Raw genomic sequence first — 23,809 nt, forward strand, 5'->3', positions numbered from 1 at the left:
ATTCAATGTTAAATACCCCATTTTCTCCATGGCCAAGCTTTACACAAGAAGAGGCTGATGCAGTTAGCCGTGTTATTTTATCTAATAAAGTTAATTACTGGACGGGCACTGAAGGGCGTGAATTTGAAAAAGAATTTGCAACATGGGCTGATAGTGAATATGCCATAGCCTTGGGTAATGGCACACTAGCACTCGACATTGCTTTAAAAGCATTAAACATAGGAGTTGGTGATGAAGTAATAACTACGCCACGCACTTTTTTAGCATCTGCTTCTAGTATTGTTACATCAGGGGCTGCTCCTGTATTTGCTGATGTTGACTTAAATAGCCAGGCTATTACTGCCGAATCTATAAAAGCAGTATTAACGACAAAAACTAAGGCAGTTATTGTTGTTCATTTAGCGGGTATGCCAGCCGAAATGGACGAAATAATGGCGCTCAGTAAAGAATATGGTTTTTATGTAATTGAAGACTGTGCACAAGCGCACGGTGCTAAGTACAAAGGTCGCTCTGTTGGAAGTATAGGACACATAGGCGCATGGAGCTTTTGCCAAGATAAAATTATGACCACCGGCGGTGAGGGCGGCATGGTAACTACCAACTCTAAAGAGCTGTGGTCAACTATGTGGAGTTATAAAGACCACGGCAAAAGCTTTGATGCTATTTATAACAGAGAGCACCCCCCTGGTTTTAGGTGGCTACATGAGAGTTTTGGTACTAATTGGCGAATGACCGAAATGCAAGCTACTATCGGCCGTATACAATTAAAACGAATGGATGATTGGACTGCAAAACGCCAAGCACACGCTACACAGTTAGACAAAGCCGCAAGTAATTTTGATTGTGTAAGGTTGGTTAACATCCCAAAGTACATACAGCACGCTGAATATAAGCATTATATGTTTATAAAACCTGAGTATTTAGCTGATGGCTGGAATCGCGATCGTATAGTAAACGAAATTGTGAAATGTGGTGTACCCTGCTTTCAGGGGAGTTGTTCAGAGGTTTACCTTGAAAAAGCATTTGATGATACCCCATGGAGACCTAAAAAACGCTTACCTCATGCTGTAGAGTTAGGTGATACTTCAATAATGTTCTTGGTGCACCCTACATTAACCGAAAGTGATATGGAAAAAACAATAAAAGTAGTTAAAGAGGTATTTGCCTCTGCTTCCTTAAAGTAAAATACACAAAGCAATAACGTTTACTTACAAAAAATAACCAAATACATAAAGACTATATAAAATATTACATATAGTCTTTATTTATTAAGTGCAATAGTTGTTCATCTTGTAGTAAAATTGCAACCTACAGAATAGCAATATGATTGCTGACTTCAGGGAAATGTATTGTGTTTTTAAAGTTTTTAGTTAGTTTACCGCGCCCCCAAAAAAGAATTATTTCTCTCCTAATCGACAGCGTATTTATAATTATCGCTTTTTGGCTCTCTTTTTTGCTTAGGCTAGATAGTACCGCTGTTTTAAAAAATACACATACCTGGTTATTACTAGCCACATTACTGCCACTGAGTTTATTTAGTTTTGTAAAACTAGGATTATACCGAGCTGTTTTACGTTATTTGAATACACAAGCTATGTGGGCCATAGCAGCTGGTGTAGTGTTATCTACATTATATTTAACTGTTTTATCTTTCTTTTTAAGTGCCGCTGTTCCGCGTACTGTGCCGTTTATATATGCTAGTTTTTGTATTTTATTTGTAGGTGGATCAAGGTTAACGGTGCGCGCCATTGTCGGGCAAATCACTATGCGCCGCAAAGAAGGTGTAATTATATACGGAGCGGGCTCAGCAGGAAGGCAGTTAGCAACTGCACTGGCTAGCGGGCCTGAATATTCACCTGTTGCATTTATAGATGACGACGCTAAAAAACATTTATCTGTAATACAGGGGTTGTGTGTTTACTCGCCTTCACAAATAGCCGAAGTTGCACAGCAAAAATCAGCTAATAAAATTTTACTTGCGTTGCCAAGTACATCAAGAAGCCGCCGAAAAGAAGTACTAAACGCAATTGAAAAGTACAAACTTCAAGTAATGACCATACCAGGAATGGCCGATATTGTATCGGGCACTACAAGCGTTGATGCAATTAAGGATGTAGAAATTGATGACCTACTTGGCAGAGAGTCAGTTAAACCAAGACAAGATTTAATGTCATCAAACATTACCAATAAAGCCGTTATGGTTACTGGTGCAGGTGGTTCAATAGGGTCAGAGCTGTGTAGGCAAATAATAAAAAATAACCCAACAAAAATTGTGTTGTTTGAGCTTTCTGAGTTTGCTTTATACGCTATTGAAAAAGAGCTTTCAGAATATTGCTCTGCAAATAATCTAAATATTGAAGTGTTACCTATACTTGGCTCTATACAAAATAAAAAACTAGTTGAATCTACATTTTCAACTTTTAGTATTCAAACTGTTTACCATGCCGCGGCTTACAAGCATGTTCCACTGGTAGAACATAACGTAGTTGAAGGTGTTCGCAACAATGTTTACGGAACCTATAATGTAGCAACTGCAGCCATTTTTACCAATGTAGAAACATTTGTTTTAGTGTCTACCGATAAGGCTGTTCGCCCAACAAATATAATGGGAACAACTAAGCGTATGGCCGAACTTGTTTTGCAAGGCCTTTCAGAGGTGCAAAGCACTACGCGCTTTACCATGGTTAGATTTGGTAATGTTTTAGGATCATCGGGTTCGGTTGTGCCGCTTTTCAGAAAACAAATAAAAGCGGGTGGCCCAATAACATTAACCCATCAAGACATAACGCGATACTTTATGACCATACCAGAGGCCGCTCAGCTTGTTATCCAAGCCGGTGCAATGGGGGTCGGTGGCGATGTGTTTGTGCTTGATATGGGAGAGCCTGTAAAAATTAAAGACCTTGCAACAAAAATGGTGCACTTGTCAGGGCTTGAAGTTAAACATGAAAAACGACCTAATGGCGATATAGAAATTAAATGTACTGGCTTGCGCCCAGGTGAAAAGTTATACGAAGAGCTGTTGATTGGCGATAACGTTACTGGTACAGATCACCCAAGAATATTAAGTGCTCACGAAATAAAAATGCCATGGGCTGAATTAGATACCTTTTTAGCTAACCTAAAAATTGCATGTGACGAATCTGACCATCCTCAAATTCGTAAGCTACTTTTACAAGCACCCACAGCGTTTTCTCCTACAGATGGTATTTGCGATCTTAACTGGAAAGAAAAACAAACTAGCCAATCAAATGTAACCGTTTTACCTAATGTAAGCAGCTCTTAAGTCGTTTATTTATAATAAACGATTGTTGGTGTTTTAAATTTAACCTTTTGCGTGAGCAAGCTTCACGCCTATATAGGTATCTCAAACCACTAATACTAAGGTTTAACACCATGTAGGCGCCTTGCTTGCTGGCGCGTTAAAGCTAACTTCCTATTTCAATTTTAACCTCTCTTCCCAACACCTCTTTATACTTATTTGCCAATGCAGCTTTTGCATCTTCATCGCCATGCACAATTTTTATATGGCTTGGCTTTTTATGCATACCCGTTACAAACTTAATTAACCCGTTTTGATCGGCATGCGCACTGTAGCCGCTAATGGTGTGTACTTTGGCATTAATGGAAAGGCGTGTATTGTTTATAAATACATAACCATTAAGTGGGCCGTATTGTTGAATATCGCGGCCTAGCGTGCCTCTCCCTTGGTAGCCCACAAATAAAACATCGGTGGTTTCATCACTCAAAAATCGTTCTAGGTAATTAACTATTCGGCCTCCGGTACACATACCGCTGGCGGCTAAAATAATAGCAGGCGTTTGGCGCGTACTTAAGTAATTAATAATGGTCATATGCTCTTTGTGCGAATCAACAGTGGTTAGGTTTTTAAAATCAAGAGGGTGACGGCCTTTGGCTACTTTTTGTTTTGCTTCGTTATCCCACAAGTGTTTAAACTTTCTATATTGAGCAGTAAAGTTTGCTGCCATGGGGGAGTCGAGTATTACGTGAATATCTCGCCATTTAGAATGCTTACCAGAGCTATGTATAAGTTGTTCTAGTTCATAAAGGAGCTCTTGGGTTCGTCCAATACTAAATGCAGGCACTAGCACCACGCCATTATCTGCAACTGCGCGCTCTATTACTGTTTTAAGTGTTTGGGTACGCTGTTTACGCCCTTGATGGTTTTTATCACCATAGGTAGATTCAATCACTAAAGTGTCGGCTTTATAAGGTGCTTTGGGTGAGGGAAGTAAGGGCGTGTAGGGGGCACCTAAATCACCCGAAAACACAACGCGGTGGGTGCTATTTGGTTTAGTACTTTGCTTATGAGTTTTAACATCAATTTCAACATAGGCTGAACCTAAAATGTGCCCTGCTCGCTGAAATCGAGCTTTCGCTTTTTGTTGTCCATTGCATGGCAAGTCAAACCACGTTTTAAAATCTACAGGTACAATACGGCGCTTTAGTAAGTTTAAGCAGGCACTTATAATTTTGGGGTCGCGTGTAACGCCCACTTTTAATGCGTCTTCTATTACTAATGGCAATAAACTGGCTGAGGCTTGCGAGGTAAATATAGGCCCTTTAAAGCCCGCGGCAAATAAATAGGGAATTCGGCCCACATGATCTATATGGCAATGCGTAACAATGAGCGCGGTAACGTGGCTAATATCAAACTCTATTGATAAGTCTTCTTTTGAGTCCTCCCCTTGAAACAACCCGCAATCAATAAGCACACTTGTTTGCTCGTCAATTAAAAGCTCATGGCATGAGCCTGTAACACCGTTTACAGCCCCGTGGTGAAGTATATCCATATACATTTACTCGTAAAAACTTGTTAATTACCAAAGGTAGATAACATTTTTGTAATTTGCAAAATATAAAATCAATACATTGTTCGAATAAAAAGTGAGCGGTGACGATGTGAGAGTTATAAATTTCACTTTGGTTAAGTAATTGTTACGTAAACAATAACAATGAATGTGGGTTATGTAAGTAACCAATAACTTATCAGGCTTATTTACATAGGCATTATACGCTGGCTATAATGGCGCTCGATTTAGTTTAATCTTGTGTTTATTGCAATTTAGTAGGTAGTAAGGTTGCCATGGAAAGTTGGTATTTAGTAACGTGTAAGCCGCGCCAAGAAGAGCGGGCAAAAGCCAACTTGACTAATCAAGGAATTGAAGCTTTTTACCCTATATTAACCACTGAAAAGCTGGTTAAAGGTCGTCGTACCGTCAAACAAGTCGCCTTGTTTCCAAATTACTTATTTGTTTGCCTAAATCCAAAAAATGGGCCTTTTGCGGCTGTAAAAAATACTCGCGGTATAGGTGGCTTTGTAACATATGGCGCTAATTACCAGGTTGTACCACTAGCAATAATTGAGCATTTAAATAATCACAATTCGCATACTGTTGAATCGCAATTACCTAAACAGGGCGATGCAGTAAGTGTAAATAATAATTCGTTTAAAAATATAGACGCAATATACAAAGAGCCCGACGGTGACCTGCGCAGCATTTTGTTAATTAACTTGCTTAATAAGCAGGTAGAAATGAGCGTAGATAACACAGATATTGAATTTGGTTAAAGGTTTTAAGGCACTTAACCCACTGGCTCGGTAATTATTAAAAAATAGTTAAATCATCAGTAAGTAGGAACTGCAACCTAGGGGCGGAAGCGTGCCCGAAGGGCTAGACAAGCAAATAGTTTTGCTTTCAAGCTGGAGCGAGAGGAGCTCTGCGACGAACTGGAACGTGAAGCGTGCCCGAAGGGCTAGACAAGCAAAAAGTTTTGCTTTCAAGTTGTAGCGAGAGGAGCTCAGCGACGAACTGGAACGTGAAGCGTGCCAGAAGGGCTATTCGTAGACGCGCAGCTTGCTGGCGTTTAAAAGCAACGCTTTTACATTGTTAATTGCTTTATAAAATCATAAGAAGCTGTACTCCTAATTGAGTAAGTTTTGTAACGAACTGGAACGTGAAGCGTGCCCGAAGGGCTAAACAGGAAAATCGTTCTGCTTTCAAACTGGAGCTAGAGGACGTAGCGTCTTAGAGTTCTCCAAAATAACGATTTAATTACTTGGCAGTTACTCATGCAGTTCTCATTTACTCCACTATGTGCATTTATTAGTGAGTTATTCACAAAGAGGTTAAGAGAGCGCTGCGCTTTAGAGTCCTCCATAGTAACGATTTAATTTAATAAAAATTGTATTCACCTTATTTAATCGCTTTGCAGTTACTCATTTAGTTCTCATTTGCTCCTCTTTGTGCAATTTACAGGTAAGTTATTTTTTCAAATAACCATGCAGTTGCTAATCAGGTATTACTTAGCTTTTTGCTATTAAATTTTTGGTGTGATTGTTCATATTGGTTAATAAATCGAAAAATATAGTCAGCCCTGTTTGCTACCTTTATTTTATAAAACATTGAGTAAGCTTAAATACTTATTTAAAAGAAAGCAGTAATTCAAAAGCGCGTTTCGGCTTGCGCGAAAAGCCCTCTCATGCTTTAATTACCGCACAAAAATACAAGTACTCACCAAGGTCGGTGAGGAACAAAATATTTAAAATAATTTTGGGATTCTACAATGGCGTTAAGCTGTAAATCACTCATCACCTCACTCGCATTACTATCAGTTACCGGTTGTACCATAATACCAGGCAGCCATTTTGAAGGCATAGAAACTGGCGAGCAAACACAAAACCTTGAGCAAGATCTCGAAAAAGTAAATATTCAAATTATCGACTCGTCGCTAATTAAGCAACAAAAACAAGCACGTGCATCTGCCAAGCCAATATCGAACACCGCGGGCGTAAACGTAAGTAATTACGAATACAAACTAGGTGTAGGTGACGTACTAACCATAGGCGTATGGGATCATCCCGAGCTAACAATACCCGCAGCAGTGCAACGTACCGCAGAATTTGACGGCTTTCGCGTACAAAAAGACGGCACCATTACCTATGCTTACGCTCCAGATATTCCTGCCGCAGGGCGTACCATTAGTGAAGTACGCGAAGACCTAGTTAAACGCCTAAGCCGCGTAATAGAAGACCCACAAGTAGATATAAAAGTCGTGGGTTTTAGAAGCCAAAAAGCCTACGTAACCGGTGAGGTAAACAAACCAGGCGTATACCCAGTTACCGAAATACCACTCACCCTAATTGACGCGTTAAACCAAGCGGGTGGATTAACAGAAGCCGCCGATTGGCGCACAGTAACATTTACCCGTGGTAACAAAACAGAAACCATACAACTCGACAGTTTTTATTCACATGGTGACATTTCGCAAAACCGTTTACTGCAACACGGCGACATAATTCATGTAACGCGTAACGACGCACAAAAAGTATTTGTACTGGGTGACGTAAAGCGTGCAGGGTCTATTGTATTAAACCGATACGGCTTAAACCTAGCCGAAGCACTTAGCGACACCGGCGGCCTAAACGAAACCACAGCCGACGCCAACGGCGTGTTTGTACTGCGTAAAAGCAACGTAGAACAAACAGGTGTTATTGCAAACGTATACCAGCTGCACGCTAAAAATATTACAGCAATGGTATTAGCCGAGCAGTTTGAACTGCAACCGCACGACATTGTATACGTAACATCTGCACCATTGGCCCGTTGGAACCGCGTAATAAGCTTATTACTACCGTCGGTATCAACTGTTGATAACCTAAACGACATAAATAACTAAGGCGCATAACAATGTTCGATTCTGTATTAGTTGTATGTGCCGGTAATATTTGCCGCAGCCCTACTGGTGAATATGTATTAAAGCAAAAGCTTAAAGGTAAAAATATTAAAGTGTCATCGGCAGGGCTAACAGCGCTTGAAGGTAAACCGGCCGATGCAAAAGCAAAACAAATTGCCCAAGCACATGGTGTAAATATGGATGAGCACCAAGGCCGGCAGTTGTCGTCTGCGCTAGTTGCGCAAAATAGCGTAATACTGGTTATGGAAGAGCGCCATTTAAACGATGTACACGCACGCTACCCAGAGGCACGCGGTAAAACCTTTTTGCTAGGTAAATGGATTAACAACGCCGAAATACCCGACCCCTACCGCCAAAGCACCGAAGCATTTGAGCACGTTTACACATTAATCGATAGCGCATGCAGCGCTTGGCAAAAGTATTTATAAGGAATGGCTAATTTAATGAATACCCAGCCTGAAAGTAAAAATAAAAACACCGCACAACCCACGCAAGAAATCGATTTAATGGCACTACTAGGTGCATTACTCGACCGCAAATACTTTATAGCAGGCATAACAGCACTATTTATGTTTATAGGTGTGATTTATGCAGTATTAAGTACGCCAGTTTACCAAGCTACCGCCATGATACAAGTTGAAGACGGCAGTGCATCGGTCCCCGGGTTTGACGACATGGCAGGCATGTTCGAAAGTACATCTGCCGCCGTAACCGAAATAGAATTACTTAAATCACGCAGTGTCATTGGCGAAGCGGTAGATTCACTTAAACTAGACATTGTGGCCGAGCCTAAGCTCTTCCCATTTATTGGTAACCGTGCCTACCGTAAATTTACCCCAATGGAAGAGGGCGACCTAGCCGAACCAAGTTTTGGTGCAAGCAGCTATGCATGGGGCGGCGAAAGTATAAATATATTTAGGTTTGACGTACCACGCACAGCTATTAATAGAGGTTTCACACTTTTGGCGCTGGCTGATAAAAGAGTTGCTTTACTCAATGGTGATGGGGAGCAAATACTGGCGGGTAAAGTAGGCGAGGAGCTTACTAATGGTAAATTTAACCTAACAGTTCGCGGGCTTAATGCGCGCCCAGGTACCGAGTTTATAATTACCCGTAAAGACCGCCTTAATACAATACTTGATTTACAAGCAGCCATTGGCGCAAGCGAAAAAGGTAAAGACTCTGGCATAATTAATTTAAGCCTACAAAGTACCAAACCAAGTTATGCCGAAAAAGTACTTGATAAAGTAGCCGCTATTTATGTACGCCGTAATGTAGAACGCAATAGCGCTGAGGCACAAAAGTCACTTGAATTTTTAGAAGTACAATTACCTGAAATTAAAAAACAGCTTGAATATGCCGAGCAGCGCTTTAACGACTACCAAATAAAACGCCAGTCAATAAACATAACGCTTGAGACCCAAGGCGTGCTTGAGCAAGTAGTAAAGCTTGAAACAAAACTACAAGAGCTAAACCTAAAACGTTTAGAGCTTGGCCGTAAATTCAAAAAAGACCACCCAGCATACCAAGGTATTATTGAGCAAATTCAAGCAGTAGAAAGCCAAAAAAATGAGCTAATTGGCGAGGTAGGTAACCTACCCGAAACCCAACAAGAGTTATTGCGCTTAAAGCGCGATGTTGAGGTAAGCAACCAAATTTATACGTTGCTACTGAGCAAAACCCAAGAGCTAGACATAGTACGCGCCGGTACAGTAGGTAACGTACGCGTAATAGACTACGCTGAGGTAAATACCAGTAAACCGGTAAAACCTAAAAAAGCGCTAATAGTAGTTATGGCAACCATGCTAGGTGGCATGCTTGCAGTGGCTATTGTGCTTATACAAAAAGCCATGCATAAAGGGGTAGAAGACCCAAGCGAAATTGAAGGCCTAGGCATACCGGTATACGCAAGCGTACCCCACTCAGACTATCAAGATAAACTAGCCGGTTTTACAGGGCGCAAAAACAAAGCCGGTAAAGCAAAAAGCTTACTAGCGCTTGATAACCCAGCCGACCTTTCAATTGAGGCGCTACGTAGCTTACGCACCAGCTTACACTTTGCGATGATGGAAGCTAAAAACAACATTATTGCTATATCGGGCCCAAGCCCGGGTGTAGGTAAATCGTTTATATCGGTTAACTTAGCGGCAGTACTAGCACAGAGTGGTAAAAAGGTACTAATTATTGATGCCGATATGCGTAAAGGCTACCTACAAACTCAATTTGGCTTAAAGTGGGACGATGGCCTGAGTGATTACCTTTCAGGCCGTTTAAACCTGGAGCAAGTTACTAAACCGACCAAGGTAGAAGGCTTAAATGTAATTACCCGCGGGCAAATACCACCAAACCCCTCAGAGCTATTAATGCACAGTAACTTTAGCAAACTGGTTGAAGAAGTAAGCAACGCTTACGACATAGTAATTATAGATACCCCACCAATACTGGCAGTAACCGACCCGGCTATAGTGAGTGCACATACCGGCACTACTTTATTAGTAGCGCGTTTTGGCCAAAACCACCTACGTGAAATAGACCTAACCCGTAATCGTTTTGAACAAAATGGCATAGACGTAAAAGGGCTAGTATTTAACGGTGTAGTTAAAAAAGCCAGCAATGCTTATGGCTATTACGGCTACTACAACTACGAATATAAATCAGATAAATAAAAAGAGCAGTACATGAACCTGAAAGTAGGTACACCAGATATGAATGAAGAGCCTATTATTAATAATAAAGAACAGCTAGAATCGATATTCATAACTGAAAGCTTTAAATCAAAATCAGAAGCACTAAAGCAAAGTGTAATTTATGTATTTTGCCCAGAAGAGTGCGCCAGTAATATAGGTGAAATTATTGATGATTATTCATTCGATATAATAATTAACGATTACACTATTACTGACTTTACTAAAAAAGTAGTATGTCATTACCAAAGTGCGCATTTAAGTAAACAACAGCGTAAGTTTTTAGTTAATGCCACAGAGTGTGGTGCATGGGTTGAGCCATTAGTTAGCTATTTAGATGATAGATTAAAATATACTGAGGTGCGTTTACTACATAGCAGTTATTTTTTACACCAAAAAGCATTTTCTATTTTATCAAATAAACGTACTCAAGTAGCAAAGCGCTGTGTAGATATAGTGAGTGCTATTTTACTCCTTATAATCACCATTCCATTTTCAATATTTGCTGCTTTGTTAATTAAATTAGAAAGCCCAGGGCCCATATTATTCAAGCAAAAGCGTACCGGCCAATATAACAAACAGTTTGAAGTGTATAAATTTAGATCTATGAGAAACGATGCTGAAAAAAATGGGGCTCAGTGGGCTTCAAAAAACGATGCACGCGTTACAAAAGTAGGTAAATTTATTCGTAAAACACGTATAGATGAAATACCTCAACTAATAAATGTTATACAAGGAACCATGTCGATAGTTGGTCCAAGGCCTGAGCGTGAAGTATTTATAAAAGATCTCGAAAAAGAAATACCATATTACCGCTTTAGGCATGCAGTTAAACCAGGAGTAACGGGGTTAGCCCAAGTAAGTTACCCGTATGGCGCATCGGTTGAAGACGCTATATGGAAGCACAAGTATGATATTCATTATATAAAGCATCACTCAGCTCTTCTAGACATAAAAATATTAGTTATGACTATAAAAACTGTTTTATTTGGAATGGGTCGATAAGATGAACAGAAAAGAAATGTTTAATAATTTCTTAAAAGATACGGAAGGTAAATTTATACCAGCAGAATTTACAGAATCAAGACTTGATAGTGTAAATAAATTGCTCAATATGAGTAAAAGTAAGGTAAATAGCATAGCTGATATTGATCAATTCATATTATCCAAAATACAAAGACAATTAGATAAAAAAAAATATACGAAGATAAATGTACTTTGCGGTGGTGGAGTTGATAGTAATTACTTACTAATCCTCTTGGCGAAAAATTATCAATCGATTGAAGTTGGGGCTGTTTGTGGATTAACAAAGTCTAATTCTACGGATTTAAAATCAACAAGAGCTATTTGTGATAAATACAATTTAAATTACAAAGAGCATTCCATTTCTAAATTTGAACTAGAACAAAGCCTTATTGATTTCTATGAAGTAAACAAGAGACTCCCTAATGATGTAGCTGCACCTATCATAAACGTACTGATAAAAAAGGCTAAATCTGTAGATGAAGATGTGTTAATAGTTGATGGTCAATACGCAGATACAGTTTTATTTGCAAACCCTCAAAATACTTTCTTTAGACTTACTGAGAAAATCAGTTTAATAGAACTTAATACGCAAAGTAATTATTTTAAAAATAAGTTTCATAAATTAAAATTTTATTTAAAGCTTATGCTTTCAAATAAAGAGTCTAAGATACGTAGTTTATGTAGGTTAAATAACTCTCCTGAGATAAATGAGTATTTATTAAAAAGCTTGAGTCAGTTTAATGCCGAGCTAGTTTTACAAGCTGTATTTTTTAAAATTTTAATTGAATACAGAGAAAAAGATAAATACTTGTTGTCTGATAATGTTTTTTCACCATTTTATAGTGATGAATTACTTTTGCATTCATATAAGGTTAATACCTCTTTGTTCAGTTTGTACAATAAAAAGAAACATCTAAGGGAGTTTGTAAAAACGAACTGTCCTGAGGCATACAAATATATGAAATCAAGGACATTTGAAAGTGAATAAGTTAACTCAAAGAAGTAGTTCTTTGAAGCTAAGCTATATACACTTTTTTTGGTTTTCAATAATATTAGTCCCAATATTAAACCCTTTATCCGAGGGGATAAGTACTTATTTTCCAATCAAACTTTTTTTTCTGATTATTTCGTTGATACTATGCTTGTCTTGTAATAGTAGGGTGAGAATAACGAAGGCTGATATAGCTATTTATGTTTACTTCTTATATTCGTTTTTGAGCTTTTACTGGGGGGATGCATCTTTCGCTACTTCTGTTATGTATTTTGGCTTTTGGCTTAGTTACCTTTTAACATTCGTTATTATAAGAACAGGAGCGATAGTTTACGAAAGTAAGTTGCACTATGTGTTTTTAGCTTTTTTCTTTGAGCTTATTTTGTACTTTACCATTTATAATGCAAATAAATCTGTGAACGGTGGGTATGTAGTTGGCCATTTGACATCAGTTGTATTGTTAATGAATTTCAGATCTAGCTTTTTTCTTAAAAGCTTTTTTCTTGTCTCATTCACATATTTCACAGGGATAAGGTTTGTTGGGGTAATTCTTATTAGTTATTTTAAAAAGCCCGCTTTTATACTTTTATCGGGTGTTGTTGGTATATTTATACTTTATTATCTTACAAATCTATTCATAGGCACCCCAATTTACTCATATTTACTTGGTTATAGAGTAGCGGAACCATCGTTTGTTTTTAATAGCATATCTAACTCAGTTTTAGAGCTGTTTTTTGGGCACGGGTTCGGTAGTGATTCATTTACAGTTAAAATGGGATCTAAAGGTGTCATAGAACATTCCGGTATCTTCCACAACTTTTATTTAACGGTAATATATAATACTGGTTTGGTGGGTATTACTTTATTATTTATATCACTAATAAGCGGCTTGATGTCATCAAGAAACTGTTTTTATGCTATCGGTTTTACTGCTTTTATTTTAATGAGCTCCATAGATTCTCACAGAGACGGTGTATGGGCCATTTTTTTGTTTTTAGCTTTGTTACTAAATGAAAGAGATAGAGAAATTAATAATGGATAAAGAACTTATTTTAGTAGATCCAAATTATCAAAATGGTTTTGAAGGATTCCTAAGAGCCTGTGATGAAGACGGCCTTGTTGTTGTTATAGGCGAAAATAAATTTGATTTTGGTTTAAATATCAGTTCATCAAGCGAGTTTTTGCGTAAATTACTGGGGCGGAGTGCGCTATGGTTGCCATCATATAAAAAGTTAAAGAAAATAATTATTGAAAATGAGATAGATAGAATACATGTTGTTGGTGAACCAACATATTTTTCGGTTTTAATTTGTTGCTTAATTAAATACTTTTCAAGAAAAGAGATGCGTATTACTTGCAGGGCAGCTCAAAACTTAGAGTTTAGGCTCCCTTTCATTTTTAAGTTTGTTCTATGGTTTTCCAGATTAAATAATGTAGAAACTTTTCCAGTTAGTAATTTATCAAAATCATTTTCTGAAAATTTTTATAAGTTGAAAACACTGAATGTGTTACCAAATGGCGTGCCAGAGCTATTTTATAATAAAGAATTTAAAGAAACTAATCGTAATACTGTTTTGTTCATAGGGCACTTTATTGAGAGAAAAGGCTTTTCAGATTTTTTAAAAGCAGCTGAGTATTTGGCAGAAAAACATTCAGGTATAAATTTTCTAGCTGTCGGGGGGAGGGCTGATTTAGTAGATATGTCATCCTTCGAAAGGCAGTATCCTACAATTAAATTTTTGAGTTGGATGGACAGAGAAAGCTTAATTGATCATTTAGACAGCTCGGTTTGTCTAGTTATGCCGTCGAAAAAAAGCGACGGTAAGGATGTGCCTTTGATTAAAAGATTAGTTTCAGTACCTTGGTCGGAGCAATTTGGAAGAGTAATTATTGAAGCTTATTCACGTTCAACCCCTGTGATAGCATATGATTCAGGGGCAATCAGTGAGGTTGTGATATCATCTGAAAACCTTGTTCCTGAAGGTGACATTAAATGTCTTACTGACAAAATTGAGGAGGCAATCAACCTTAATAAGTTCGACCCTAAATTAAGAGAGTACTCAGAGGGGTATCGATGGCAATCAGTCTATCAAAACTACTTCAAGGGCAAGTAGTATTTATAATTAACAGATTTCTTAGGTTAATATATTCCGTTCTTGTAGCTGCATTTTTTTATTCAGACGAGCTTTTTTTATCATTTTTTGTGTTAGAAGGGGCTTTACCAATAATCACTTTGCTTTTTGCGTATGTGTATAATAAGACCAATATATATGTTTCTATAATGTGCTTACTATCGCTTATACCAATGGGTTATGCTTTTTCTTTTTTTATAATCACTTTAATATTTTTAGGCGAAATTATTAGCTCTTTTTATGCTTTTAATTTTGAGAGAAGGGTAAATCAAAAATACGAGCTAGCATTTAACTGTATTTCGTTGTTAGGCTTATCATTAACGTTTGAATTAAGCTTTAAATATTTGTTATATTTTTTGCTTTTCGCAACCTATAGTAGGCTTGTTATTTATATTTATAATTCAAAGTTGGAACTGCCAAAAGTCCCTAGTTACTTTTTTTCAAGCCTTTTTAGGCAGCTAACATCTTTAAATATAAGGTACTTTTTAACCATTTTTAGTGTCGGGCCTCTATTTTTTATTGCTTTTAGGGTTTTAAATCAAATGATTTTATTTGTTTGGTCATACTTAAAAAGCAAAACTGCTTTTGAATGGAGCAAATATTTCAAATGTAGCCCCCCAACTTCTGTAATAGTATCTTCTTTTATTGTTTTTAATGTTGGGTTGCTTGCGCAAGTGTTTGGTTTTATTTTTTTCGATAGCTCAATATTTTTCGGTGTTTATTTGGTTATTGTATTAATTTATTTATCTTATGAGTTAAATAAGGCTAATGAGGTTAATGAAAATGTTTAATAGTTTAAATATGATAATTTCTAGGGTTTGTGGTTTTTTTTTTAAAAACCTATGTTATTTATCAAGTAAGATAAATGTCTCTAGTAGTGCTCAGTTCAGAGGTGTACCTTTGCTGGAGTTGCATAGCGGCGCCAAGTTGTCATTAGGGGGTAATGTATTAATAAATTCTTCTAATTACGGGTATCATATAAATATGCACTCAAGGACAAAAATAGTACTACACAAGGGAGCTAATCTAACAATTGGTGAAAACTCAAGGTTGCACGGTGTTAGTTTTCATTCAAGGAGTGAGATTATTGTGGGTTCTAGAGTTCTGATGGCTGCTGGAACTATAGTGATTGATAATAATGGCCATTCATCAGTTGCTGAAAATAGATTGAGTGAAGTTGATAAGGCAAGGCCTATTTATATTGGTGATGATGTTTGGTTGGCAGCAAACGTTGTTGTCACTCCTGGTAGTTATATAGGTAATAATGTAATTGTTTCGGCTAATTCAGTGGTCAAAGGTCATTTAGAAAGTAACTTCATATATGCAGGAAATCCTGCTGTAGCTGTTAAAAAATTAAGGTGAATTCGTTGTATATTTTAAATGACAAAGAAAAATTTAATTTAAGATATCGTTCTGAGTTATTAAAACTTTTTAAATTAAGGGGTATACACTTTGAGTCGTTAGGTTTTTTTGATGGTACTTTAAATTTTATTAAATTATTATTTATCCTATTTTTTACTAACAGAATGATTATTAGTTCTAATTTAAAATCTAACACTTTAATAATGTTATTTTTTTGGAAGAGAGCTGGTATTATTGTCAATGGTCTCGGGCGTTACAAAAAAAATAAGTTGTTCAGACTTTTCTGGTTGCTTTTATTGAATAAAAATAAAAATAAAATATTTACTTTTCAAAATTATCTAGATTATAGGTATTTCAAGTCTCTTTCTTGTCAGGGTAATATTCATTGGGTTCCAGGTTCTGGTGGGAAGAAAAAAAATATAGGTAATGACAAGAATAAGTTGGTAGTTATATCAAGAGATGAAAAAATAAAAAATATCCAAGGTAGTATCTGTAATTTCCTCTCTAAGTGCTCATTTGATTTAGTCATTGTAGGTTGTTCCCACAGTGCTATTAATGAAACGGCATTAAAATCTTTCAATCCGTTAGTCACGGGTTACGTAAATCAATCTGATATAATGTCCTTTGGCGGCGCTTTCCTTCAGCCTGCGGGTTATGGGGAAGGTATCCCTCACACATTAGTTGATGCTATTTCTTCAGGCGTTACTGTTTATATTACAAAACAGCAACTCTTAGAGTTTGGGTTAAATAAGCTGGGTTTCCGTTATACGTATTACTTAGACTCATGGGTGAAACTAGAGCCCAATAAAGAAAGCATCTATTTACTCAGTACAGAGAAAGTTTCAGCAATTTACTATGATTATTTTATAAATAATAGTATATGAGCCAATTTGAATGATAAAAATTAAGGATGAAATATGAAAATCGCAGTTGTTGGAACTGGCTACGTAGGCCTTTCAAACGCTATGCTGTTATCGCAATATAACGAAGTAGTAGCACTTGATATTGACGAGCAAAAAATAGCACTATTAAATAACAAGCAGTCGCCAATTGTTGACACTGAAATTAGTGAATTTTTATTACGTAGTGACTTAAACTTTACAGCCACTACCGATAAAGTAGCTGCTTATAAAAATGCTGATTATGTAATTATAGCCACGCCAACCGACTACGATGTTGAAAACAATTACTTTAATACCAGCTCGGTTGAAGCCGTGATTAAAGATGCTATGGCGCATAACCCAAATGCGGTAATGGTTATTAAGTCGACCATTCCGGTTGGGTTTACTGCCGATATTAAAAAGCAATTAGGTGCTGAAAACTTAATTTTTTCGCCAGAGTTTTTACGTGAAGGCAAAGCGCTTTACGATAACTTGCACCCTTCACGCATTGTTGTAGGCGAGCAAAGCGAACGCGCCACTATTTTTGCTAACTTACTTAAGCAAGGTGCTATTAAGCAAGATGTTGAAGTATTATTTACTGACTCAACAGAAGCTGAAGCTATTAAGTTATTTTCTAACACTTACTTAGCTATGCGCGTAGCGTACTTTAATGAGCTTGATAGCTACGCAGAGGCACACGGTTTAAACAGCAAGCAAATTATACAAGGTGTGGGGTTAGACCCTCGAATTGGCAGCCATTATAACAACCCATCGTTCGGGTATGGTGGCTACTGTTTACCAAAAGATACCAAGCAACTGCGTGCTAACTACCAAGACGTACCAAATAATATTATTGGCGCAATTGTAGATGCAAACACGACACGTAAAGACTTTATTGCCGATTCAATTATTAAGCGAAACCCTAAAGTGGTAGGCGTTTACCGTTTAGTAATGAAAACAGGCTCAGATAATTTTAGAGCCTCTGCTATTCAAGGTATTATGAAGCGTATTAAAGCTAAGGGTATTGAGGTGGTTGTTTATGAGCCAGTTCTTGAAGAAAACGAATTTTACCATTCACGCGTAATAAAAGACTTAAACGAGTTTAAGCAGATATCTGACGTTGTGGTTTCTAACCGTATGGTTGAAGAGCTAAGCGATATTGCAGATAAAGTATATACACGTGATTTATTTGGTAGTGATTGATTGGATAATAGGTTAAAGGCTTGAGATTAAAGACCGAAGGTTAAAGACTTAAGGTTAATTTATAGTAGGGGGCGTTGTGCAATTTGAAGATTTAAACGTTTAGCAACGCTCTGCTGACTTAGCTTGTGAAGTTTTTATTTATTTTAAGACTAGTAAGCAATTTGGGCTAAAAGATCAAATTACACGATCTGCATTATCAATTTCATCAAATATTGCTGACAAAATTGCAGGAGCAAATTTTGAACGCACTTGTGCTGCCTCGTAGAGGTGAGATGATGGGATTCATCGAATAACGTTATGAAAGGAAAATTGCTAAAGACTATTGTCGTTTTCTCTCTTACTCTAAAGGTAGCTGTGGAGAGCTTCGTTCACAGTTATATATTGCTTTAAAAATTGGTGAGGTTGATACAAAAACAGCAGAAATTTGGATAGAAGCGACTAGGCAGTTATCAAAAATGATATCTTCCTTAATGAAAACGATTGAAACTTAGGGTTAGGCTTTTAGTCTTCAACTTTCAACTTTCAACTTTCAACTTTCAACTTTCAACTTTCAACTTTATCAGTTTAAAGATTAGGAAATTATGAAATATTTAGTTACAGGTGCTGCAGGTTTTATTGGTGCAGCAACGTGTCAAAAATTATTGGCTGCTGGCCATGTTGTTATAGGTATAGACAACCTAAACGATTATTACGATGTAAGTTTAAAGCTTGCACGCTTAGCGCAGTTTGAAAACCACGAAAACTTTACGTTTATTAAGCTTGATATAAGCGAACGTGAAACAATGAGTGAGTTATTTGCAGCTCAGCAGTTTGATAAAGTAATACATTTAGCTGCGCAAGCGGGTGTGCGATATTCAATAGAAAACCCAGACGCCTATGCCGACTCGAACTTAGTAGGGCACTTAAATGTGCTTGAAGGGTGTAGACATAACAAAGTTAAGCACCTTGTTTATGCATCATCTAGCTCTGTTTATGGCCTAAACGAAAAAACACCATTTGAAACAACCGACAGTGTTGACCACCCGGTATCGTTTTATGCGGCAACTAAAAAAGCAAATGAGCTAATGGCACATAGCTATTCGCATTTATATAGTTTACCTACCACAGGCTTACGCTTTTTTACGGTTTATGGACCATGGGGTCGCCCAGATATGGCACCGTATATTTTTACTAAAAAAATACTCGACGGCGATACCATTGATATAAACAACAATGGTGATATGTGGCGTGACTTTACTTATATTGACGACATTGTTGAAGGTGTTGTACGCGCTGCCGATGTTATACCTACAGTTAACCCAAGCTGGCGAGTAGAAAACGGCTCGCCTGCTACAAGCTCAGCTCCTTATGCGGTTTATAATATAGGCCACGGTAGCCCAATAAACCTAATGAAGTTTATTGAAGCCATTGAAGCTGAGCTTGGTACTGAGGCAAATAAAAATTTCCGCGAAATGCAGGCGGGTGATGTTTATAAAACCTACGCTGATACGCAAGACCTGTTTAATGCGACGAACTATAAAGCTCAAGTTGGTGTTGAGCAAGGCGTTAGCGAGTTAATTAAATGGTATAAAGACTTTTATAAATAAGCTTTATTAAAAGCACAGCCTTTAAAAAAACTGTGCTTTAATTACCTGACAACTGACAACTGACAACTGACAACTGACAACTGACAACTGACAACTGACAACTGGCAACTGACAACTGACAACTGACAATGTGTTTTTTATTCATCTTCTATCTACATTTAATCTGTTAGTTTAAAAATAATTAATTTAAAAAATAAAGGACTACCCATGAAAGCTGTAATTCCTGTTGCTGGCCTTGGCACGCGTATGCTACCAATGACTAAAGCAATCCCTAAAGAAATGCTCCCTATAGTTGATAAGCCACTTATTCAGTACATTGTTAACGAGTGTGTTGCTGCAGGCATTAAAGAAATTGTGTTAGTTACCCATAGCTCTAAAAATGCGATAGAAAACCACTTTGATACCAGCTACGAGCTTGAAGCAACGCTTGAAAAACGCGTTAAACGCACACTACTTGAAGAAGTGCGCTCTATTTGCCCAAGTGACGTAACCATTATGCACGTTCGCCAAGGTGAGGCTAAAGGGTTAGGCCACGCTATTTTATGTGCAAAGCCTATTGTAGGGAATGACGATTTTGTAGTTGTATTGCCAGACGTAATACTTGATGCGTACACGGCTAACCAAAAAACAGAAAACCTAGCCGCTATGATCGCACGTTTTAATGAGACGGCAGCAAGCCAAATAATGCTTGAGCCTGTCGCTATGGATGACGTAAGTAAATACGGTATTGCCGATATTAATGGTGTGCAATTAGTTGCTGGTGAGAGCGCTAAAATTAAAACTATGGTTGAAAAGCCAGAGGTTGATGCTGCGCCGTCAAACCTTGCTGTAGTTGGCCGTTATGTATTGAGTAAAAATATTTGGCCATTACTTGCTAAAACTCCAGTAGGGGCGGGTGGCGAAATACAATTAACCGACTCTATTGATGCGTTAATGGCGCAAGAAACGGTTGAGGCATTTCATATGAGTGGCCGCGCACATGATTGTGGTGATAAGCTTGGTTATTTAAAGGCGATTGTTGAATACGGTATGCGCGATGAAAAGCTGGGTAAAGAATTTGCACAGCATTTAAACACATTGGTTAATGGTGAAAATGCACCAACATTAAACAATGTGGTTAATTTGTAATAAACAATTTGGCTAATTTTAAAATTATGAAACCGTGTTTAGTTTAAACACGGTTTTTTGTTTTTTAGGCAAGCTTAGTATTTGGCTGATAAAGTGAATAAGACATTGTTTTCACTGCAGAGAAGACAAAGAGCAGTGCAGGAGAAGATACTAAAAAATAGTATGTTTCCTCAGTGTAGCGCGCAGCGCCGCGGTGCCCTCGGTGGTAATTATTTTAGAGTTATTTCCACGTAGGCGTGAAGCTTGCTCACGCAAAAGGTTGTTAATGTGACTATGTATAAATTAAACGCGCCAGCAAGCAAGGCGCCTACAAAAACTGGTCGTGGTGTTCTAGGTGGTAGAAATTGTCTTGCGGTTAAATTTTTACCTAAATGATAAAGTGAATAAAACATTATTATCACCACAGAGAAGATAAGGAGCAGTGCAGGAGAAGTCATTTAAAAACCAATGCATTGTATTACGCTCTTCTCTATTTAGCGCGTAGCACCACAGTGCGCTCGGTGGTAGAAATTGTTTTATGGTTAAGCTTTGTTCTTGATTTATAAAGTAAATAAAACATTATTATCACCACAGAGAAGACAAGGAGCAGTGCAGGAGAAGGTACTAGAAGATAGTATGTTTCCTCAGTGTAGCGCGAAGCGCCTCAGTGCCCTCGGTGGTAGAAATTGTTTTATGGTTAAGCTTTATACTTGATTTATAAAGTAAATAAAACATTATTATCACCACAGAGAAGACAAGGAGCAGTGCAGGAGAAGATAGTATATTTCTTCTGTGTAGCGCGCAGCGCCTCGGAGCACTCGGTGGTAGAAATTGTTTTATGGTTAAGCTTTGTACTTGATTTATAAAGTAAATAAAACATTATTATCACCACAGAGAAGACAAGGAGCAGTGCAGGAGAAGATAGTATATTTCCTCTGTGTAGCGCGCAGCGCCTCGGTGCCCTCGGTGGTAGAAATTGTTTTTTAGGCAAGCTTTGTATTTGGCTGATAAAGTGAATAAACACTATTATCACCACTGAGAAGTAAAGGAGAAGATACTAAAAAATAGTATATTTCCTCAGTGTAGCGCGCAGTACTTCGGTGTGCTCAGCGGTAATTACATCCTTAAATGTAGGCGTGAAGCTTGCTCACGCGAAAATTGCTAAACGCGTTAGCAAGCAAAGCGCCTACAAAAACAAGCTTGAATACTCTGGTGGTATTTAGTGACGTTTAGTTTTGGATAGGTATTATATCGCCTTTGAAAGCGCGAAATAAATTCGCGCTTTCAAATTTAAAAGCTAGCTGAGAGGGCGATTCTCGAAAATGCTTCGCCATACACATCTTTACCTAGGTAAAGCTCAGCGCCTACGCTTTTAGCACCCCAAACAGGTTTGTTTAATTTACGCGTATAGGCTGTTTGGAGTTCATAACTGGTTTCGTAACCATCACGTTTGTTTGTAAGGCTACGTAACGTTGTATTTAAGCCTTCTTTAACGCTAAGTTGCCAATGCCAGTTAATACTCATCGATTTAGCTGGGGTATAGTCTGTATAGTCGTGCTCATCACCTCCCCAGTGGCCAATAACATTACCGGAATTACGATTTCCATCTGAGTAAAGACTGTTTTTATACCAGCCGCCTTGCCAGTTACTATGTTCAAAACGTAAGCTGTGGTTACTTGCAACAAAAGGTAAATATATTCCAAAACTATATGCGTTATTACGTGAGCCGCCACCAAGTGTATCTTCAAGGGCTATTTCACCATAAAATTCGTAGGGTAAATCAAATAGGCTATTGTTATATTCAAAAGTGATTGAGCCTAACTGATCACCTAATTCATACTGGTCATCTAAGTTTTTTGCCTCAGTACTGGAAACATTATCTTTGGTACCAGGTGTAAAAAAACCTTCGGCAAAGTCTTTAAATGTAACCTTGCGCGGCCCACCACCAAATTGCATTAAACGGCTTAGCCCAATAGTTAAATTATCTGTTGCCGCAAAGCTAATATGCAAGCCGTATAAATAAGGTTTACCAGGTTCAAATACCTTTTCAATTGCTGCATTCTTATTCGTTTTTAAAATTCCACGCTGCTCGGTCATTTTACTAATAAACATATCGTATCGAATATTAAAGCTGGTTATTGGTTCAACATTACTTATGGTAATTGACGGTGTTGTTTTAGCGTGTGTACTTAATAGCATGGCGCTGTCGTTAAAAGGTGAATACCAGTGTTCACGGTAGCCTATATCGAGTTGGGCGTATTTATAACCTAGGTAAATAAAGCTTTGTGTTGGAAGTATTTCGTCTTCGTTTGCAATGCCTGCCACACTTACACCAAAGTAACGGCCAAAGTTAGCGTAAGCGCCACCTTCAACAATTAAGTTGGTTTTAGTAGTTTGCCCACGTTGGTTTGGCAGTGTTTTGTTTTTTGTACCGGCAGCAAGGGTTGCTTTAGCAAATGTGCCTGCATCGCTTTGAATGTACGGGCTTATTTGGTACGACAGGGTTTGGTAAAGCTCTGGGTAACTATGCCTTATGGTTTGTAGTACGTTATATATGTCGTGCGCTTTATAAGGCTTGCTCATAATGTGCGTATTTTTACTTACTGCTAAAAGGCGCGCTACATTATGCTCTAACTCTGGTGCTTGGTTTAAAGGTAAATAGGGCGATACGCCTCCTTTAGCTAAAGCGTTTGTACTTAATGCTAATGCGATAAGTAACGATATTTTTTTGAGCATAATTATTCCGTTAGCCAATTTTTATAGTAAGTAAATACGTTAATGCGAGGTTAGCAATAAATACGTTAGTAAGAAAGAAAAAAGCGTTTATAGGCAGTGGTTTTAAGTTGCTAGTTATAAGGTTGAAGTTTCTAGGTATTAGATGGCAGTTACAGATGTTAGTTTTCCGTTTGAGTTGGCGGCAGTTATCAGAATAGCCATTAAGGTTTGTAATGATGAGCGTTATTTACAAAAGTGACTTATTCACCACAGAGAAGACAAGGAGCAGTGCAGGAGAAGTGATTTTAAAACCAATTCATTGTATTAAGCTCTTCTCTGTGTAGCGAGCAGCGCCTCGGTGCTCTCGGTGGTCAAACTTGTTATGTAACTTGGGCGCCGTACC

Annotated in this window: 19 protein-coding genes and 1 pseudogene; 18 read left to right on the forward strand and 2 right to left on the reverse strand. The window is 37.8% G+C overall.

From position 1 onward, the window contains the following. Window positions 1-5: 5 nt before the first annotated feature. Window positions 6-1,184, forward strand: a complete 1,179-nt coding sequence (locus tag PMAN_RS00785; protein ID WP_010555595.1) for a DegT/DnrJ/EryC1/StrS family aminotransferase — start codon at window positions 6-8, stop codon at window positions 1,182-1,184. 167 nt (window positions 1,185-1,351) lie between these two features. Next, window positions 1,352-3,286: a polysaccharide biosynthesis protein gene (locus PMAN_RS00790; protein WP_010555596.1), complete on the forward strand. Its 1,935-nt coding sequence runs from the start codon at window positions 1,352-1,354 to the stop codon at window positions 3,284-3,286. Between the two features lie 142 nt (window positions 3,287-3,428). Here PMAN_RS00790 and PMAN_RS00795 read toward each other — a convergent pair whose 3' ends face one another. After that, the gene (locus PMAN_RS00795; RefSeq protein ID WP_010555597.1) at window positions 3,429-4,814 is read right to left on the reverse strand and encodes an MBL fold metallo-hydrolase RNA specificity domain-containing protein; all 1,386 of its coding nucleotides are present in this window, start codon (window positions 4,812-4,814) and stop codon (window positions 3,429-3,431) included. 293 nt (window positions 4,815-5,107) lie between these two features. Here PMAN_RS00795 and rfaH point away from each other — a divergent pair, with 293 nt between their 5' ends. From rfaH to galU, 16 genes and pseudogenes are all read left to right on the forward strand, one after another. After that, window positions 5,108-5,593, forward strand: a complete 486-nt coding sequence (gene rfaH, locus PMAN_RS00800) for a transcription/translation regulatory transformer protein RfaH (protein WP_010555598.1) — start codon at window positions 5,108-5,110, stop codon at window positions 5,591-5,593. Between the two features lie 995 nt (window positions 5,594-6,588). After that, window positions 6,589-7,701, forward strand: a complete 1,113-nt coding sequence (locus PMAN_RS00805; protein ID WP_010555599.1) for a polysaccharide export protein — start codon at window positions 6,589-6,591, stop codon at window positions 7,699-7,701. 11 nt (window positions 7,702-7,712) lie between these two features. Then, on the forward strand, window positions 7,713-8,147 hold the full coding sequence (locus PMAN_RS00810) for a low molecular weight protein-tyrosine-phosphatase (protein WP_010555600.1): 435 nt from the start codon (window positions 7,713-7,715) through the stop codon (window positions 8,145-8,147). A 15-nt stretch (window positions 8,148-8,162) separates the two neighbouring features. Next, window positions 8,163-10,385, forward strand: coding sequence for a polysaccharide biosynthesis tyrosine autokinase (locus PMAN_RS00815; protein WP_010555601.1), 2,223 nt, complete (start codon window positions 8,163-8,165; stop codon window positions 10,383-10,385). A 39-nt stretch (window positions 10,386-10,424) separates the two neighbouring features. After that, complete coding sequence (locus PMAN_RS00820; RefSeq protein WP_422613655.1) at window positions 10,425-11,408, forward strand: sugar transferase; 984 nt, start codon at window positions 10,425-10,427, stop codon at window positions 11,406-11,408. Window position 11,409: 1 nt separating this feature from the next. Next, window positions 11,410-12,417, forward strand: a complete 1,008-nt coding sequence (locus PMAN_RS00825; RefSeq protein WP_010555603.1) for a hypothetical protein — start codon at window positions 11,410-11,412, stop codon at window positions 12,415-12,417. Continuing rightward, window positions 12,410-13,462 (forward strand): hypothetical protein, encoded by a 1,053-nt coding sequence (locus PMAN_RS00830; RefSeq protein WP_010555604.1) that lies wholly within the window; start codon window positions 12,410-12,412, stop codon window positions 13,460-13,462. The genes PMAN_RS00825 and PMAN_RS00830 overlap by 8 nt, the downstream gene beginning before the upstream one ends. Further along, entirely contained in the window at window positions 13,455-14,534 is a 1,080-nt protein-coding gene (locus PMAN_RS00835) for a glycosyltransferase family 4 protein (protein WP_198434400.1), read from the forward strand. The genes PMAN_RS00830 and PMAN_RS00835 overlap by 8 nt, the downstream gene beginning before the upstream one ends. Further along, window positions 14,495-15,343, forward strand: coding sequence for a hypothetical protein (locus PMAN_RS00840; RefSeq protein ID WP_010555606.1), 849 nt, complete (start codon window positions 14,495-14,497; stop codon window positions 15,341-15,343). The genes PMAN_RS00835 and PMAN_RS00840 overlap by 40 nt, the downstream gene beginning before the upstream one ends. Beyond that, window positions 15,330-15,914 carry an acyltransferase gene (locus PMAN_RS00845; protein WP_010555607.1) on the forward strand — a complete coding sequence of 195 codons (585 nt, stop codon included), beginning with the start codon at window positions 15,330-15,332 and terminating at the stop codon, window positions 15,912-15,914. Before PMAN_RS00840 ends, PMAN_RS00845 begins: the two co-directional genes overlap by 14 nt. A 5-nt stretch (window positions 15,915-15,919) precedes the next feature. Next, on the forward strand, window positions 15,920-16,798 hold the full coding sequence (locus PMAN_RS00850; protein WP_010555608.1) for a hypothetical protein: 879 nt from the start codon (window positions 15,920-15,922) through the stop codon (window positions 16,796-16,798). Between the two features lie 33 nt (window positions 16,799-16,831). Beyond that, on the forward strand, window positions 16,832-17,998 hold the full coding sequence (locus tag PMAN_RS00855; RefSeq protein WP_010555609.1) for a nucleotide sugar dehydrogenase: 1,167 nt from the start codon (window positions 16,832-16,834) through the stop codon (window positions 17,996-17,998). Between the two features lie 115 nt (window positions 17,999-18,113). Then, window positions 18,114-18,263 (forward strand): annotated as a pseudogene (locus tag PMAN_RS19190) (four helix bundle protein); the annotation flags it as partial. A gap of 43 nt (window positions 18,264-18,306) precedes the next feature. After that, window positions 18,307-18,489 (forward strand): four helix bundle protein, encoded by a 183-nt coding sequence (locus PMAN_RS19195; RefSeq protein ID WP_277927390.1) that lies wholly within the window; start codon window positions 18,307-18,309, stop codon window positions 18,487-18,489. A gap of 90 nt (window positions 18,490-18,579) precedes the next feature. Further along, window positions 18,580-19,584 carry an NAD-dependent epimerase gene (locus PMAN_RS00865; RefSeq protein ID WP_010555610.1) on the forward strand — a complete coding sequence of 335 codons (1,005 nt, stop codon included), beginning with the start codon at window positions 18,580-18,582 and terminating at the stop codon, window positions 19,582-19,584. A 207-nt stretch (window positions 19,585-19,791) separates the two neighbouring features. Next, the gene (gene galU, locus PMAN_RS00870) at window positions 19,792-20,712 is read left to right on the forward strand and encodes a UTP--glucose-1-phosphate uridylyltransferase GalU (protein WP_010555611.1); all 921 of its coding nucleotides are present in this window, start codon (window positions 19,792-19,794) and stop codon (window positions 20,710-20,712) included. Between the two features lie 1,269 nt (window positions 20,713-21,981). On the opposite strand, the gene PMAN_RS00875 is transcribed toward galU, so the two are convergent. After that, on the reverse strand, window positions 21,982-23,427 hold the full coding sequence (locus PMAN_RS00875; RefSeq protein ID WP_010555612.1) for a capsule assembly Wzi family protein: 1,446 nt from the start codon (window positions 23,425-23,427) through the stop codon (window positions 21,982-21,984). Between the last annotated feature and the right edge of the window lie 382 nt (window positions 23,428-23,809).

The sequence above is a fragment of the Pseudoalteromonas marina genome, assembly GCF_000238335.3.
GTDB lineage: Bacteria > Pseudomonadota > Gammaproteobacteria > Enterobacterales > Alteromonadaceae > Pseudoalteromonas > Pseudoalteromonas marina.

What these genes read in the sequence shown, in the direction of transcription:
- PMAN_RS00785 (WP_010555595.1), top strand. Translation starts at nt 6, where the DNA reads ATGTTAAATACCCCATTTTCTCCATGGCCAAGCTTTACACAAGAAGAG.
- PMAN_RS00795 (WP_010555597.1), bottom strand. Translation starts at nt 4,814, where the DNA reads ATGGATATACTTCACCACGGGGCTGTAAACGGTGTTACAGGCTCATGC.
- rfaH (WP_010555598.1), top strand. Translation starts at nt 5,108, where the DNA reads ATGGAAAGTTGGTATTTAGTAACGTGTAAGCCGCGCCAAGAAGAGCGG.
- PMAN_RS00805 (WP_010555599.1), top strand. Translation starts at nt 6,589, where the DNA reads ATGGCGTTAAGCTGTAAATCACTCATCACCTCACTCGCATTACTATCA.
- PMAN_RS00810 (WP_010555600.1), top strand. Translation starts at nt 7,713, where the DNA reads ATGTTCGATTCTGTATTAGTTGTATGTGCCGGTAATATTTGCCGCAGC.
- PMAN_RS00815 (WP_010555601.1), top strand. Translation starts at nt 8,163, where the DNA reads ATGAATACCCAGCCTGAAAGTAAAAATAAAAACACCGCACAACCCACG.
- PMAN_RS00820 (WP_422613655.1), top strand. Translation starts at nt 10,425, where the DNA reads ATGAATGAAGAGCCTATTATTAATAATAAAGAACAGCTAGAATCGATA.
- PMAN_RS00825 (WP_010555603.1), top strand. Translation starts at nt 11,410, where the DNA reads ATGAACAGAAAAGAAATGTTTAATAATTTCTTAAAAGATACGGAAGGT.
- PMAN_RS00835 (WP_198434400.1), top strand. Translation starts at nt 13,455, where the DNA reads ATGGATAAAGAACTTATTTTAGTAGATCCAAATTATCAAAATGGTTTT.
- PMAN_RS00840 (WP_010555606.1), top strand. Translation starts at nt 14,495, where the DNA reads ATGGCAATCAGTCTATCAAAACTACTTCAAGGGCAAGTAGTATTTATA.
- PMAN_RS00845 (WP_010555607.1), top strand. Translation starts at nt 15,330, where the DNA reads ATGAAAATGTTTAATAGTTTAAATATGATAATTTCTAGGGTTTGTGGT.
- PMAN_RS00855 (WP_010555609.1), top strand. Translation starts at nt 16,832, where the DNA reads ATGAAAATCGCAGTTGTTGGAACTGGCTACGTAGGCCTTTCAAACGCT.
- PMAN_RS00865 (WP_010555610.1), top strand. Translation starts at nt 18,580, where the DNA reads ATGAAATATTTAGTTACAGGTGCTGCAGGTTTTATTGGTGCAGCAACG.
- galU (WP_010555611.1), top strand. Translation starts at nt 19,792, where the DNA reads ATGAAAGCTGTAATTCCTGTTGCTGGCCTTGGCACGCGTATGCTACCA.
- PMAN_RS00875 (WP_010555612.1), bottom strand. Translation starts at nt 23,427, where the DNA reads ATGCTCAAAAAAATATCGTTACTTATCGCATTAGCATTAAGTACAAAC.